This window comes from Dyadobacter beijingensis DSM 21582 (assembly GCF_000382205.1).
In the GTDB taxonomy this organism is placed as follows: Bacteria; Bacteroidota; Bacteroidia; order Cytophagales; family Spirosomataceae; genus Dyadobacter; species Dyadobacter beijingensis.
Map to the genome: position 1 here is coordinate 800,141 of NZ_KB907787.1, position 14,562 is coordinate 814,702.

The following is a 14,562-nucleotide window of genomic DNA, read 5'->3' on the forward strand; positions in this document are numbered from 1 at the left end:
TTAACTATTTTGGAGCCATCCTGATCGCGCCGTCGAGGCGGATTACCTCGCCATTCAGCATCGGATTTTCGACAATCGATTGGGCAAGCTGCGCATATTCCGACGGTTTTCCAAGTCGGGAAGGAAATGGCACTTGCTGCCCCAGCGAAATGCGCGCTTCTTCCGGCAGGCCCATAAGCAGCGGTGTTTCAAAAAGCCCCGGCGCAATGGCCATCACCCGGATGCCGGATTTAGCCAGGTCACGTGCCACAGGCAAAGTCATACTCACGATCCCGCCTTTACTTGCAGCATAGGCTACCTGGCCCATTTGCCCATCATATGCGGCAACGGAGGCAGTATTAATGATCAATCCACGCTCGCCTTCCACATCAGGCTCGTTTTTCTCCATCGCAAACGCAGCCAGCCGCATGACATTGAATGTCCCGATGAGGTTAATGCGAATGGTTTTTTCAAAAAGCTCAAAAGAATGCGGCCCGTAGATACCATCGGCCTTGCCCACGATCTTGCGCGCCGGTGCTATTCCCGCACAGTTGACGACGATCTGAATGCTGCCGAATGCTTGCAAGGCAACATCCAAAGCATTTTGGACTTCGTCTTCGCTTGTAACGTCGGTTTTGATGAATTTAAGCCGATCGGGGAATTCGTTCTCCAATGCTTGTCCGGCTGCCTCGTTCAGGTCAAGAACAGCCACATTGGCTCCATGACTGACGAACAGTCGTGCAGTCGCTTCTCCAAGGCCGGAAGCGCCGCCGGTGATGAGGGCAGTGGAGGTAGATAGTTGCATAAGGTGGTTATTTCCGCTGCAACCGTTCTGGAAGCGGATGTTCCTCGAAGAATTTTCGTGCCCGTTCTGCCTTCTCCAACGCGACTTTTAGAGTCGGGAGATTGTCGAGGCCGGGATCGGAGGTGAATTTTCCGGGCTTAATTGTTTTTCTATCTAAAATTTTCATTTTCCAGAAAGGCAATTTCTATAAAATTAAAACTTTTTCTTCACTAAAAAACCTCGGGCATATCGCCATTGTCCGTCACAGAAATGTCGCTGAATTTTTGGGTGAGAGGGTCGTGATCGAGTAGACCCAAATGATGGATATCCGGCGCGACTTGGATGAATTCAACTACTTTATCGAAAACGCCCCGCTTCCCGATACTTTGGAAAAGCGGGTGTTTTCAACGTTGAATGTTACCGGATATTCCTGATATTGCCTCATTTACACCACCTCAATCTTCACCTTCAGCAAAAACTCATCCATTTCGATCTCCGTCGCTTCCCCGTTCAGGTCGCCAACTAGGTTGAGGTCCAGGGCTTGTACTTCCTGGCAGATGTAGTCTTTGTTGGCGGTTACTGCGCTGGCGAGCAAGCCGTCGTTGTTTTGCAAGGTAATGCGGATTTTATCGGTTACTTCGAAGCCGCTGTCCTTGCGCAGGTTCTGCACGCGGTTTACGAAATCGCGGGCGATACCTTCCAGGCGCAGGTCTTCGGTAACGGTAATATCGAGTGCTACGGTGAGGCCGCCTTCGCTGGCTACGAGCCATCCCGGCACGTCTTCGGCGATGATTTCCACATCGGTTAATGCAATGTCGATCGGGCCGCTCGCTGCCGTCAACGCGATGGTGCTGTTGGCTTCGATCTCGCGGATCTGCGTTTCGTCCATGGCTGAAATCGCCGCAGCTACTTCCTTCATTTTCGGGCCGAATTTCGGGCCGAGGGCTTTGAAATTCGGTTTGATTTTCTTTTTCAAAATGCCGCTGTCATCGTGGACGAACTCGATGTGCTTCACATTCACCTCCGAAAGGATAATGTATGCCACCTGCTCGATCTGCCGCTTCGTTTTCTCGCTCAGAACCGGGATCAGGATTTTGGACAATGGCTGACGTACTTTCAGCTTGTGTCCCTTGCGGATCGAGTGTACGAGCGAACTGATGCGCTGCGCGAGGTCCATTGCTTCTTCCAGGTCGGTATCCACCACTTCCGCCTCGATTTTTGGCCAGAAAGTCAAGTGTACCGAATCGTATTTGAACGGCGCATTGTGGGCGATCGAAGCTTCCCGGTCGCTGTCTGTCAGATTTTTATACAGCCATTCGCCAAAGAATGGGGCGATCGGCGACATTAATTGTGAAACTGTTACCAGACAGTGGTGTAATGTTTCATAAGCCGCCGCCTTGTCGTCCGTCAAACCGGCTCCCTGCTCGGCAGAGGGGTTCCAGAAACGGCGACGGTTCAAGCGGATGTACCAGTTCGAAAGCTGGTCGGTGACGAAATCCTGCACGAGACGGCCCGCTTTGGTCGGGTTGTAGTCGTCGAATTGTTCGCCTACCTCTTTGATCAATGTATTCAGTTTCGACAAAATCCAGCGGTCGAGCTCGGTGCGCTTTTCGATAGGCACCGAATTGGCCTCGTGGAACTCGTAACCATCCAGATTCGCGTACAATGCAAAGAAATTATACGTGTTCACCAGCGTTCCGAAGAACTTGCGCTGCACTTCGCCGATACCGTCGATGTTGAATTTCAGGTTATCCCAGGGCTCGGCATTGGTGATCATATACCAGCGTGTCGCATCCGGGCCGTATTGTGCCAGTGTCGCAAACGGGTCCACGGCATTGCCGAGGCGTTTGGACATTTTGTTGCCGTTCTTGTCGAGTACCAAACCGGTAGAAACGACATTTTTGAATGCAACAGAATCGAACAGCATGCCCGCAATGGCGTGCAATGTGAAGAACCAGCCGCGGGTTTGGTCTACCCCTTCCGAAATAAAGTCGGCCGGGTAAGCCTGGTTAAATATTTCCTGGTTCTCAAACGGATAATGCCACTGCGCATACGGCATCGCACCCGAGTCGAACCAAACGTCGATCAGGTCCGGTTCGCGGTGCATAATGTGGCCGGTTTTACCTACCAGCACCACATCATCCACGTATGGACGGTGCAGGTCGTAATCGCCGTGTTCCAGTTTTTGCAAATATTCAGAATTGTGCAATGCCTGCTCGCGGGTGAGGTGACCTGAGATAATGGCTTCTTCCAGCAAATCTTTCAACTCTTCGATCGATCCAACGCAGACTTCGTCGCCGTAGTCGTTCCGCCAGATCGGCAGCGGCGTGCCCCAGTAGCGCGAGCGAGAGAGGTTCCAGTCGACGAGGTTTTCGAGCCAGTTGCCGAAGCGACCGGTACCGGTGCTTTCGGGTTTCCAGTTAATGGTTTTGTTCAGTTCCACCAAGCGGTCCTTCACCGCCGTCGTGCGGATAAACCAGCTATCGAGCGGGTAGTAAAGCACCGGCTTGTCCGTACGCCAGCAGTGCGGGTACGGGTGTTCGTATTTCTCGACTTTAAATGCCTTGCCTTCTTCTTTCAGTTTGATGGCGATCAGCACGTCGGTCGGGCGGAACTCGGGATCGTCCTGCTCTGCCTGTGAGTAATATTCAGGTTTGACAAAACGACCCGCGTAATCCGATATCTCTTTTACAAAACGGCCCTGGCGGTCGACGATAGGCACTTCTTTGCCATTTTCGTCCTTCACCATAATGGCGGGGATGCCGTTTGCCTGCGCTACCCGGAAGTCGTCCGCACCAAAAGTAGGAGAGGTGTGCACGACGCCTGTACCGTCTTCGGTGGTTACGAAATCGCCGAGGATCACGCGGAATGCTGGCGTCTCAGGCTGGATATACGGCAATAGCTGCTCGTATTCGATTCCTTCGAGGTCCTTGCCTTTAAATTCTTTCAAAACGGTCCACGGGAGCAGCTTCTTGTCGCTGGCCGCATAGCCTTCGAAATCGCCGTCGCGGCCTTTTTCGGAGAAATATTTGCCTGTCAGGTCCTTCGCCAGCACCACCGCCACGGGCTCGTGCGTGTAAGGATTGAAAGTTTTAACCAATACATAATCGATATTGCCGCCGACGGTCAACGCCGAGTTCGCAGGAAGCGTCCACGGTGTCGTCGTCCAGGCAAGGATGCGGATGTCGAGGTCTGCCGAACCGGCCAGTACCGGCCATTTCGCGGCCTCTTTTACCTTAAACATCGCCACGATGGTCGTATCCTTCACATCCTTGTACGTGCCGGGCATGTTCAGCTCGTGCGACGACAGGCCCGTTCCCGCAGCCGGAGAATAGGGCTGGATCGTGTAGCCTTTATATAGCAAGCCTTTGTCATACAGCTTTTTAAGCAGGTTCCAGAGGCTTTCGATGTATTCGCTTTTGTAAGTAATATACGGATCGTCGAGATCGACCCAGTAGCCCATCTTCTCGGTCAGGTCATTCCATTGATCGGTGAATTTCATCACCGTCTGACGGCATTTTTCATTATAATCTGCAACCGAGATCTTCTTTCCGATATCGTCCTTGATAATGCCGAGTTCTTTCTCCACTTGCAGCTCCACCGGCAATCCGTGCGTGTCCCAGCCGCCTTTGCGCTTTACCTGGAAGCCTTGCAGGGTTTTATACCGGCAGAAAATGTCCTTGATCGCACGGGCCATTACGTGGTGGATGCCCGGTGTGCCGTTTGCCGACGGCGGGCCTTCGAAAAATGTAAATGTGGGCGCGCCCTCGCGGGTCTCTACCGACGCTTCAAAGATCTTTTTGTCTTTCCAGAATTTCAGTACTTCGTCCCCGATTTGAGGGTAACTCAGATTTTTATATTCGTTGTATTTCATATGCGTAGTTGGCAACGGCTTTTGCCGCGGCCGATCAATGTAAATAGCACTATTTATAACCCGCTTCGGATTTTAAGAGTGCAAAATTACGGATTTTTTTCCGCTAAAAGGATGTGCGCTTTTGAATGAATCTGAGAGAGATTGTATTATTTTGGTACTTCAACCATCAATCACAAAATGGAACTCATTAACCGCCTATTGACCGCCAACAAATCCTGGGCAGCCAGGCAGCTCGAAGTTGACGAAACGTATTTTGATAACCTGGCCAAAGACCAGAAACCGGATTTTCTCTGGATCGGATGCTCCGACAGCCGTGTGCCTGCCGAAGACCTGACGGGCTCGCAGCCGGGAGAGATGTTTGTGCACCGCAACGTGGCGAACCTTGTGGTGCATACGGATATGAATATGCTCAGCGTGTTGCAATATGCCGTGGAGGTGCTGAAAGTGAGGCATATACTCGTGGTAGGACATTACCAGTGCGGAGGCGTGAAGGCATCGATGATGCATAAGGACCTGGGGCTTATCAACCGCTGGCTGCATAATATCAAGGATGTGTACGATAAGCACGCGACCGAGCTCGACGGTATCGAAGACGAAAAAACGCGCTTCGACCGCCTTGTGGAACTTAACGTGATACAGCAGGTACATAACCTTGCGCAGACGAGCATCGTACAAGGCGCCTGGAACCAGGGTCAGGAAGTGCATTTGCATGGCTGGGTATTCAGCCTGCACGATGGCCAGCTGAAAACCCTCGCCCACATGCCGCCGAGCACGAAAGTCGAGGGGATTTATCGATATGACTTCTGATAACGTTTTGATTGTTTAGTGCGGGGATTGCTGTGTGAGGAAAGGAGAAGGGAGGCCCCCCTTTCTCCTTTCCTCCCTTTTGGTAGTTCACATCGTTCGCCCTATATTCGTAGTCTTAAATGAGTCTAAATAAGATACTGCGACGAATCGATGAAAAAGCTGATTGGAAAACTGCACCTGTACCTCGGGCTGGTCTCTGGCATAATGGTGCTTATCATTTCCATCACAGGGTGCATCCTGGCGTTTGAGCAGGAAATCAAGAGCGTTACACAGCCATATATGTTTGTCAATGGCCCGACGGGCGGGAAGGTGCTGCCTCCCTCGCAACTTGCGGACATTGCCAGAAAGGCGCTTCCGGGCAAAGTGGCGAAAGGAGTACTCTACGATACGCCCAACCGCAATGCGCAAGTCGGTTTTTACAATCTCGATCCCGAATACTATTACGTCGTTTACCTCAACCAATACACCGGAAAGGTGGAACATATCTGGAACGAGGACGACGATTTCTTCCATTTCATCCTGCACGGGCATTATTACTTATGGTTGCCCGAGAAAATCGGTCAACCGGTAGTGGCATCGGCGACGCTGGTGTTCTTTTTTATGATGATCAGCGGGATGGTGCTTTGGTGGCCCAAAAACAAATCCGCTGCCAAACAGCGATTTTCGATCAAATGGAATGCGGCCTGGCGGCGTAAAAACTACGATCTGCACAATGTGCTTGGTTTTTATATGATGTCAATAGGCGTGGTACTGGCCGTTACCGGGCTCGTTTGGGGCTTTCAGTGGTTTTCGCAGGGACTTTATACCGTTACCGGCGGGAAGGGTTCGGATGTGTACTACAACCCGGCTTCCGACACCGTTTCCACCGCGCAGGTTACGGGCCCGATGCAGGCAGTGGACAAAGCGTGGTTCCAGCTGCAAAAGGAATATCCGGTCTACAAAACGCTCAATATTTCTTTCCCGACCGAAAAAGCCGAGTCGATTTTCTCCTACGTTAACTTCCGGGAAGGCACCTATTACAATGTCGATTACACCTATTTCGACCAATATTCCGCAAAGAAAATCAATGCGGAAGGGCCTTATACCGGCAAGTACAGCGAGGCCAATTTTGCCAAAAAGCTACGCCGGATGAACTACGACATCCACACCGGCGCGATCCTCGGCCTGCCGGGTAAAATGCTCATGTTTTTCGCCAGTTTGATCTGCGCAACCCTGCCCGTCACCGGGTTTGTAATCTGGTGGGGCCGGAGAAAGAAAGCACCGAAGAAAGTGCGGAAGAGCGTTCCGGTATGGGCGACCCCGTCATGAAAACGGCGGTTTAAGCTGCTTCCGGAAATACATTATTGTTTCTGATAAATCCTGACATAATCCACCTCGAAGCGGGCGGGGAAATCTGTTTTGGATAAATCGCCGCCATTGTCGCCGCCCAATGCGAGCCCCAGCAGAATGTAATGCGGCTGCTTAAATGGCGTAATGTCTTTGTTTTTGGCGTTCACAGCCTTAGCCTGGTCCTGCGAAGCCAGCAGCTCGTCGTCCACATATATTTTGACGGAATTTTCGTCCCAATCCATCCGCCAGACGTGAAATTTCGAAGACCAGTCCGCGTCCTGGAAGGTATTAATCTGCTTCTTATTGCTATTCCAAATGGGTTTATAACGCTCAGTGGAGCCCCAGGCCAGGTTAGCCAGCAACATTCCCCTGTAAAACTCCATGATGTCGATCTCGCCGTTGTCGGGCCATTCGCCCTTTTCGCCCAAGGTCCAGAATGCCGGCCACAAGCCCGATCGCGTATCGATTTTCGCACGCATTTCGAAACGGCCGTACTGAAAGCTCTTTTTGCCGCGGGTAATAATGCTGGCCGAAGTGTATTCGGCATATTCCCGGCTTTCCTTCCAGTTGCTGCTGCCAGCCACATATCTGGGATTCTTTACCCTTTCTTTTTTGGCTTCGATGATCAGGTAACCGCCTTTACAGTACGCATTTTCACCCTGGTACCATTGGTCTTCGTGGTTTCGGGTAAAACCTTTTTCGGGCTGCCACACATTCGGGTCGGGCGCACCGTCGTAGTCGAACTCGTCGGCCCAGATTAGCTTGTATTGCGCTGTGGAAGGTGCCAATGTGGTCAGCGTCATCAGGATTGTGAGCAGCAGTTTTTCGGCGGTTGTCATTTTTAGTCAGGAGTTGTCAGGTGTAGTCACTTGTGGTCAGGGGGGGGCATGTGTTGTTGCTGATATTATCTGGGAAAGTGGTATCGGCCGGTCATTTACCCAAAAACAGCAAATTGGAAAGATTTGACACTATTAATCGTTTGCCGGGGTTTTATTTCTGACAGTTTTTAATTCTTTTGTAAAGTACAGTACGCCGCCGCCGTCATGCCGGGCGACGATTTTTTTTGATATGAACAAACTGATTGATACAGCTAAAAAAGCGGGCCTCGACGGATTCATGCTCGCATTGCTGAGTATGATCGTCCTCGCGTGGCTCTGGCCTGCGCCGGGCATGCAGGATAGCCCGCTCCACCTTTCCACGGTTTCTACCTACGCCGTGTCGGTGATATTCTTCTTTTACGGCCTGCGCCTGAGCCCCGAAAAGCTGCAAGCCGGGCTAGTCAACTGGCGGCTTCACATGATGGTGCATTTGTCGACATTTGTACTTTTCCCGGTATTGGCGCTGGCATTCAAGCCGTTTTTTCACAGCGGGGAAGGACAAACGATGTGGCTTGCCATTTTCTTTCTTACCGTTTTGCCGTCCACAGTCTCTTCGTCGGTGGTGATGGTGTCCATCGCGCGCGGCAACATTCCGGCGGCGATATTCAATGCGAGCATTTCCAGCCTGATCGGCGTTTTCATCACGCCGTTGTGGATGGGCCTCGTGCTGGATTCCAGTCCGGGACCATCCAGTCCGGGACATTTTGATTTGCTTTCGGTAGTCGGAAAGCTGGCATTGCAAGTATTACTGCCGGTATTCGCCGGAATCGCGCTCAATAGTCGCTGGGGGCATTTCGCGGAGCGCTATAAAAAGTACATCCGCTACTTCGATCAGTCGTCGATACTGCTGATCGTCTACACTTCTTTCAGCGAATCGTTCGGGGAGCATCTCTTCGATTCGCTTGGAATAAAAGAAATTGTATTTTTAGGGATAGGAATGCTCGCGCTGTTTTTCGGGATCTATTTCCTGCTGACGTTCATCTGCGGTTTGCTGCATTTCAACCGGGAGGACAAGGTGACCGCCGTTTTTTGCGGTTCCAAAAAGTCGCTGGTACAGGGTGCGGTGATGTCGAAAGTGCTGTTTGCCGGGCCGGAAGCGGGGCTAATGCTCTTGCCCATTATGCTTTACCACGCATTGCAGCTCATTGCGGCGAGCATTATCGCCCAGCGGATGGCGCGGGAAGCGGATTTTGTACTTAAAAAATAAGGTATGCGGATTATATCGTGGCTGGTGCGGCTGGTAGTGCTGATTTTGTTGTTGGCGGGGATCAATGCGCTGTGGTCGGGGTTCAAAACCGGCAGCTGGCTGCCCGAATGGCTGAGCGGCGAGGATAAAACCGAAACCATGCATACATTGGTGTTGCAGGAAATCACGTCGATGGGTAAGCTGGAAGTGGTGAAATACAATTTCAAGGACGTGGTGGAGCAGGAGATTGTGAAAATGTGGCTGCCCAATGCGAAAGCGATCCTGATCGTACAGGGCGAGGCGATAGGCTGTGTGGACCTGGCTAAAATATCGATGGAGGACATTACTTCCGACGACCAGACGCTGGTGATCAACATGCCTGAGCCCGAGCTTTGTGTTTTTAAGATAGATCATAGTAAATCAAAGGTTTATAATACGGAGTACGCATTTGCCGACGAGGCCAAACTGGTGCAGGAAGCCTACAAACAGGCCGAAAAGCAAATCCAACAGTCGGCCCTCGATATGGGTATCCTCGACCAGACGAAGGAAAATGCCCGGAAAATACTGACACCCATGCTGGAAAAAGCGTCCGGTAAGAAGGTGGTGATCAAGTTTCCGATGAATGCCAGAATTGAAAAGCTGCGATGACCTCAATGCGCTAAACCAACCCTTTCTGATGAGTAAAAAAGGATTTTTGACGCTGGATGAACTTTCGGGCAAGATTGGGGGAGGAGAGATCGACACAATTGTAGTAGCATTCACGGACCATTACGGCCGCCTGATGGGCAAGCGCGTCGACGCGGATTATTTTATCGATTCGGTGTCCCAATCGGGCACGCACGGCTGCAACTACCTGCTCACGACCGACATGGCGATGGACCCGGTGCCGGGCTATCAGTACGCCAACTGGGAACTCGGCTACGGCGACTTCCACATGGTACCCGACCTGTCTACGTTGCGCGTGGCCGATTGGCTGGAAAAAACAGCCCTGGTGATCTGCGATGTTCATAACGACAAATCGCACGAGCTGGAATCCATCGCGCCCAGGTCGGTACTGAAAAAGCAGCTTTCACAGCTTGCTACCGACGGTCTGGAATGCTTCGCCGCATCGGAACTGGAATACTACTTGCTTGAAAACAGCTACAAACAGGCATTTCAGCAAAATTACCAGAACCTCAGTCCTGCGGGATACTACCTGGAAGATTACCACATCATGCAAGGCACACGGAACGAGAAGTTCACGTCGACCGTTCGCCGGCACTTGAAAAACTCGGGTATTCCCATTGAAACATCGAAAGGCGAATGGGGCCTGGGGCAGCACGAGCTGAATGTGAAATACGCCGATGTACTCTCGATGGCCGATAACCACGTCGTGTACAAGCAATGCCTGAAAGAAACGGCCGATCTGATGGGCCTTTCGGTGACGTTCATGGCCAAGTTCGCGACGGACCAGGCGGGTTCGAGCAGTCATATTCACATGAGTTTGTGGAAAGATGGGAAAAATATCTTCGACGGCGACGAGCAGCTCGGGCCGGTAAAGGGCTCGGATATTTTTCGCTGGTTTCTCGGCGGGTGGATCAGGCATGTGCCGGATGTGATGCCGTTCTACGCCCCGACGGTTAATTCCTACAAACGCTTCGTCGACGGTTCCTGGGCGCCGACGCGCCTCGCTTGGAGTTACGACAACCGCACGGCAGGTTTCCGGGTGGTAGGCAGCGGCCCGAGCCTGCGCATCGAATGCCGCATTCCGGGCGCCGATTGCAATCCTTACCTCGCATTTGCCGCATCGCTTGCTTCGGGCCTCGACGGTATCCGAAACCGCATCGAGCCGCCCGAATGCTTCATCGGGGACATTTACGCAGCCGCCCATTTGCCGCGCGTGCCTTACACGCTGGCTGAATCGATTACATTGTTCGAAAACAGTCCGTTTGCGAAAGAGGCGTTCGGAGAGGAAGTCGTGCAGCATTACACGCATTTCTTCAAAACCGAGCAGCGGGCCTACGATACGTCCGTGACGGACTGGGAGCGCAAGCGGTATTTTGAACAGATTTAAGACACTCAATTACTATCAAAAAACATAACCAATCAACCCATGCGCTTAGAGAACAAAGTCGCGCTTATTACAGGTGGTAGCGGCGGTATTGGCCGGGAAACCGCTATTTTGTTTGCCAAAGAAGGAGCTAAAATCGTTGTGACCGACGTGAACGACGCGGCCGGTCAGGAGACGGTCGACGAGATCGTCAAAAACGGCGGTGAGGCCTATTTCCTCCACTCGGACGTGTCCAAAGCAGCCGATAACGAGGCGGCGGTGGCATTTACGGAAGAGAAATTCGGGAAGCTGAATATCCTTTTCAACAACGCGGGCATTATGCACAGCGACGACGACAATGCCGTAACTACGGAAGAGGCGATCTGGGACCTGACGATGAATATCAATGCCAAAGGCGTTTTCCTGGGTTGCAAATACGGTATACCGGCATTGAAACGCGCCGGCGGAGGTTCGATCATCAATACGGCCTCATTTGTAGCGATTCTGGGTGCTGCTACGCCGCAGGTGGCTTACACGGCCAGTAAAGGCGCCGTCCTCGCGCTGACGCGTGAGCTCGCGGTCATCCACGCACGCGAGAACATCCGCGTGAACGCATTATGCCCGGGCCCGCTGCGCACGGAGCTGCTGATGAAGTTTTTGAACACGGAAGAAAAGAAACAGCGCCGCCTGGTACACATCCCGATGGGCCGTTTCGGCGAAGCGAAGGAAATGGCATATGCCGCATTATTCCTCGCATCGGACGAATCATCGTTCGTAACCGGCACCGACTTCCTGGTCGACGGCGGTATTACTTCGGCTTATGTAACTCCGTTATAATTAGGAGGAAAGGGAGGATGGAGGAAGGGGAGGATGGAGGAGGCTCTATCCCAGTTCCCTTTCTTCCATCCTCCCCTTCTTCCCTTTTCTCCTTTCAAAAACATGACTCAAAAAACTATAAGCCCGATCGATGGCTCTGTGTATGTGGAGCGCGAACTGGCGAATGCGCAGGCTGTGGAGTCCGCTTTGGAAAAGGCCGTAGCTGCACAAAAGAAATGGAAAAAGACGACGCTGGCCGAGCGCGAGGCGGTATGCCGCAAGGCAGTGGAATATTTTCTTGACCATGCCGATGAAATCGGTCTGGAACTGACCTGGCAAATGGGCCGGCCTGTCCGCTACACCGCCAACGAAATCCGCCGCGGTTTCCAGGAAAGGGCCAATTATATGATTTCGGTGGCCGGAAAAGCATTGGCCGATGTGGAAGTCGATGAGATTCCGGGCTTCAAACGGTTTGTCAGACGCGACCCGCTGGGCGTCGTTTTCGTCGTGGCGCCGTGGAATTATCCCTATCTGACGTCCGTGAACTCGGTCATTCCCGCGATTATGTCGGGGAATGCGGTGATTTTGAAGCATGCGCAGCAAACGCCGCTCTGTGCCGAGCGTTACGCCGCCGCGTTCGAGTATGCCGGCTTGCCGGAAGGTGTGTTTCAATATTTGCATTTGAGCCACGAACAGGTCGCGCAGGTGATCGGCGACACGCGGATCGACTATGTGGCGTTTACAGGCTCGGTCGAAGGTGGTCACGCGGTGCAGAAGGCTATCAACGAGCGTTTTATCATCGGTGGCTTGGAGCTGGGAGGCAAAGATCCCGCCTACGTACGCCCGGACGCGAACCTGGCCGATGCGGTTGAAAATCTCGTAGACGGTTCTTTTTTCAACTCCGGCCAGTCGTGCTGCGGTATCGAGCGCATTTATGTACACCAGGATGTGTATGATGCATTTATCAAAGGTTTTGAAGAGCTGACTAAAACCTACGTTCTGGGTGACCCGCGCGACGCGGACACGACATTAGGGCCAATGGTAAGGACGTCCGCCGCCGATTTTGCCCAGAAACAGATTGACGATGCTGTTGCCGCCGGAGCTACTGCATTGATAGACCCCGCATTGTTTCCCGCGCACCAGGCCGGTACGCCTTACCTGGCACCACAAGTACTCGTAAATGTGAGCCATTCGATGGCGATCATGACGGAAGAAACCTTCGCCCCGGTGGTAGGCATTATGCCCGTCGCCAGCGATGAAGAGGCCGTTCGCCTAATGAACGACAGCCAATACGGCCTCACCGCATCCATCTGGACGTCGGACGTCGACGCTGCGCTGCAAATCGGCGAGCAGGTCGAAACCGGTACCTGGTTCATGAACCGCTGCGATTACCTCGACCCGGCACTAGCCTGGACGGGTGTCAAGAATTCGGGGCGGGGCTGTACGCTGTCGGTAGTGGGGTACGAGGCATTGACGCGGCCTAAGTCTTTTCATTTGAAAACAGGGTAAGTTGGTTTCCCGGTTTATATTTAATGTAAACCAGACAACAGCAATATGAAAAGTATCGACACACTGGATCTGAACGGTACGTATAGCTATGCCGACTATTTGAAATGGGAGTTTGAAGAGCGTTTGGAACTGATTAAAGGGAAAATCTTTAAAATGTCGCCTGCGCCTCCTACCCGGCATCAGAAAATTGCCGGGATGCTTTTTGCTGAAATATGGCAATTGCTTAAATACAGAGATTGTCAGGTTTTTATAGCTCCGTTTGATGTGAGACTTCCAAAATTTGATGTTCAGTCTGATACGGAAATTCTCACGGTTGTCCAGCCTGATATTTCGGTGGTTTGTGATCCAATGAAGGTCGATAAAAAAGGCTGTATAGGTGCGCCCGACTGGATTATTGAGATACTTTCCCCGGGCAATACCAGGAAGGAAATGAATAATAAGTTTGATGTATACGAGGAATCGGGTGTAAAAGAATATTGGTTGGTAGAGCCGAATGATGAAGTGGTTTTTGTGTATGTGTTAATTGGAGAAGGAAAATTTATAGGATTGAAGCCGTACACCATAGGGCAGGCGCTTACTTCAATTACATTACCTGACTTTACTATCGATTTAAACCAGCTTTTCGATAAAAAGTAATTAATAATGACAAAAGTAGGATTACTGGAATGTGACCACGTGCGCGAGGAGCTGTTGCCGATTGCGGGGGATTACCGGGAGATGTTTCCGGCCCTGTTCGCGCAGGTGGCACCGGACTGGGAGTTTACGTTTTATGATGTTTGTAATGGTCATTTCCCGGCTTCGGTGGACGAATGCGAGGTGTATTTGTGCACCGGTTCGAAGTTTTCGGTGTACGACGATGAGCCGTGGATCGGGCATTTGAAGGAGTTTGTGCGGGAAATTCATGCTGCCGGGAAGAAGTATATCGGCATATGTTTCGGGCATCAGATGCTGGCGGAAGCATTGGGCGGGAAGGTGCAGAAGGCGATGGTAGGCTGGTGTGTGGGCGTGCATAACTTTCAGGTATTGAGCCAGGAAGACTGGATGTCGCCGCCGCGGCCATCATTTAATTTGCTGATGATGTGCCAGGACCAGGTGATGGAGCTGCCGCCCGACAGTACCATATTGGCCGAGACGCAGGATTGCCCGGTCGGCATGTTCCGCGCAGGCACGCATATGGTGGGCATCCAGGCGCATCCGGAGTTTTCGAAACCGTACGAAAAGGCATTAATGGAGATCCGCACGGAACGTATCGGCGCCGCGAAGGTGGAAATGGGGATCGTCAGCCTGGAATTGCCGCTGCATGAATTGACTTTTGCGAATTGGTTAAAGAACTTCGCTGCGCTATGAAGTAGCCATCCGGTTTGCTATTTT

General features: G+C 52.0%; 13 protein-coding genes. 9 read left to right on the plus strand and 4 right to left on the minus strand.

Annotated elements, in window-relative coordinates; all coding sequences use genetic code 11:
- Positions 1–4 precede the first annotated feature (4 nt).
- From H144_RS0110615 to ileS, 3 genes are all read right to left on the minus strand, one after another.
- Positions 5–784, minus strand: a complete 780-nt coding sequence (locus H144_RS0110615) for a 3-hydroxyacyl-CoA dehydrogenase (RefSeq protein ID WP_026350588.1) — start codon at positions 782–784, stop codon at positions 5–7.
- A 209-nt stretch (positions 785–993) separates the two neighbouring features.
- Complete coding sequence (locus H144_RS35090; RefSeq protein ID WP_374754587.1) at positions 994–1,146, minus strand: DUF6934 family protein; 153 nt, start codon at positions 1,144–1,146, stop codon at positions 994–996.
- A 62-nt stretch (positions 1,147–1,208) separates the two neighbouring features.
- Positions 1,209–4,637 (minus strand): isoleucine--tRNA ligase, encoded by a 3,429-nt coding sequence (gene ileS / locus H144_RS0110630; protein WP_019942040.1) that lies wholly within the window; start codon positions 4,635–4,637, stop codon positions 1,209–1,211.
- 177 nt (positions 4,638–4,814) lie between these two features.
- Here ileS and can point away from each other — a divergent pair, with 177 nt between their 5' ends.
- The gene (can, locus tag H144_RS0110635; protein WP_019942041.1) at positions 4,815–5,444 is read left to right on the plus strand and encodes a carbonate dehydratase; all 630 of its coding nucleotides are present in this window, start codon (positions 4,815–4,817) and stop codon (positions 5,442–5,444) included.
- A 150-nt stretch (positions 5,445–5,594) separates the two neighbouring features.
- Entirely contained in the window at positions 5,595–6,752 is a 1,158-nt protein-coding gene (locus tag H144_RS0110640) for a PepSY-associated TM helix domain-containing protein (protein ID WP_019942042.1), read from the plus strand.
- A 32-nt stretch (positions 6,753–6,784) separates the two neighbouring features.
- On the opposite strand, the gene H144_RS0110645 is transcribed toward H144_RS0110640, so the two are convergent.
- A complete protein-coding gene (locus H144_RS0110645) occupies positions 6,785–7,612 on the minus strand; it encodes a glycoside hydrolase family 16 protein (protein ID WP_019942043.1) in 828 nt (275 codons plus the stop codon).
- 229 nt (positions 7,613–7,841) lie between these two features.
- Between H144_RS0110645 and H144_RS0110650 the strand changes: the two genes are divergently transcribed.
- From H144_RS0110650 to H144_RS0110680, 7 genes are all read left to right on the plus strand, one after another.
- The gene (locus tag H144_RS0110650; RefSeq protein ID WP_019942044.1) at positions 7,842–8,858 is read left to right on the plus strand and encodes a bile acid:sodium symporter family protein; all 1,017 of its coding nucleotides are present in this window, start codon (positions 7,842–7,844) and stop codon (positions 8,856–8,858) included.
- A 3-nt stretch (positions 8,859–8,861) separates the two neighbouring features.
- Entirely contained in the window at positions 8,862–9,485 is a 624-nt protein-coding gene (locus H144_RS0110655) for a DUF4230 domain-containing protein (protein ID WP_019942045.1), read from the plus strand.
- Between the two features lie 28 nt (positions 9,486–9,513).
- Positions 9,514–10,890: a glutamine synthetase family protein gene (locus tag H144_RS0110660; RefSeq protein ID WP_026350589.1), complete on the plus strand. Its 1,377-nt coding sequence runs from the start codon at positions 9,514–9,516 to the stop codon at positions 10,888–10,890.
- A gap of 39 nt (positions 10,891–10,929) precedes the next feature.
- Positions 10,930–11,703 carry a glucose 1-dehydrogenase gene (locus tag H144_RS0110665; RefSeq protein WP_019942047.1) on the plus strand — a complete coding sequence of 258 codons (774 nt, stop codon included), beginning with the start codon at positions 10,930–10,932 and terminating at the stop codon, positions 11,701–11,703.
- 102 nt (positions 11,704–11,805) lie between these two features.
- On the plus strand, positions 11,806–13,191 hold the full coding sequence (locus H144_RS0110670) for an aldehyde dehydrogenase family protein (RefSeq protein ID WP_019942048.1): 1,386 nt from the start codon (positions 11,806–11,808) through the stop codon (positions 13,189–13,191).
- A gap of 45 nt (positions 13,192–13,236) precedes the next feature.
- A complete protein-coding gene (locus H144_RS0110675) occupies positions 13,237–13,827 on the plus strand; it encodes a Uma2 family endonuclease (protein WP_019942049.1) in 591 nt (196 codons plus the stop codon).
- A 6-nt stretch (positions 13,828–13,833) separates the two neighbouring features.
- Complete coding sequence (locus tag H144_RS0110680; RefSeq protein ID WP_019942050.1) at positions 13,834–14,538, plus strand: glutamine amidotransferase-related protein; 705 nt, start codon at positions 13,834–13,836, stop codon at positions 14,536–14,538.
- Positions 14,539–14,562: the final 24 nt, after the last annotated feature.

Bases quoted from the DNA above. Each gene is read 5' to 3' on its own strand.
- H144_RS0110615 (WP_026350588.1), bottom strand. From the start codon at position 784: ATGCAACTATCTACCTCCACTGCCCTCATCACCGGCGGCGCTTCCGGC.
- ileS (WP_019942040.1), bottom strand. From the start codon at position 4,637: ATGAAATACAACGAATATAAAAATCTGAGTTACCCTCAAATCGGGGAC.
- can (WP_019942041.1), top strand. From the start codon at position 4,815: ATGGAACTCATTAACCGCCTATTGACCGCCAACAAATCCTGGGCAGCC.
- H144_RS0110640 (WP_019942042.1), top strand. From the start codon at position 5,595: ATGAAAAAGCTGATTGGAAAACTGCACCTGTACCTCGGGCTGGTCTCT.
- H144_RS0110645 (WP_019942043.1), bottom strand. From the start codon at position 7,612: ATGACAACCGCCGAAAAACTGCTGCTCACAATCCTGATGACGCTGACC.
- H144_RS0110650 (WP_019942044.1), top strand. From the start codon at position 7,842: ATGAACAAACTGATTGATACAGCTAAAAAAGCGGGCCTCGACGGATTC.
- H144_RS0110655 (WP_019942045.1), top strand. From the start codon at position 8,862: ATGCGGATTATATCGTGGCTGGTGCGGCTGGTAGTGCTGATTTTGTTG.
- H144_RS0110660 (WP_026350589.1), top strand. From the start codon at position 9,514: ATGAGTAAAAAAGGATTTTTGACGCTGGATGAACTTTCGGGCAAGATT.
- H144_RS0110665 (WP_019942047.1), top strand. From the start codon at position 10,930: ATGCGCTTAGAGAACAAAGTCGCGCTTATTACAGGTGGTAGCGGCGGT.
- H144_RS0110670 (WP_019942048.1), top strand. From the start codon at position 11,806: ATGACTCAAAAAACTATAAGCCCGATCGATGGCTCTGTGTATGTGGAG.
- H144_RS0110675 (WP_019942049.1), top strand. From the start codon at position 13,237: ATGAAAAGTATCGACACACTGGATCTGAACGGTACGTATAGCTATGCC.
- H144_RS0110680 (WP_019942050.1), top strand. From the start codon at position 13,834: ATGACAAAAGTAGGATTACTGGAATGTGACCACGTGCGCGAGGAGCTG.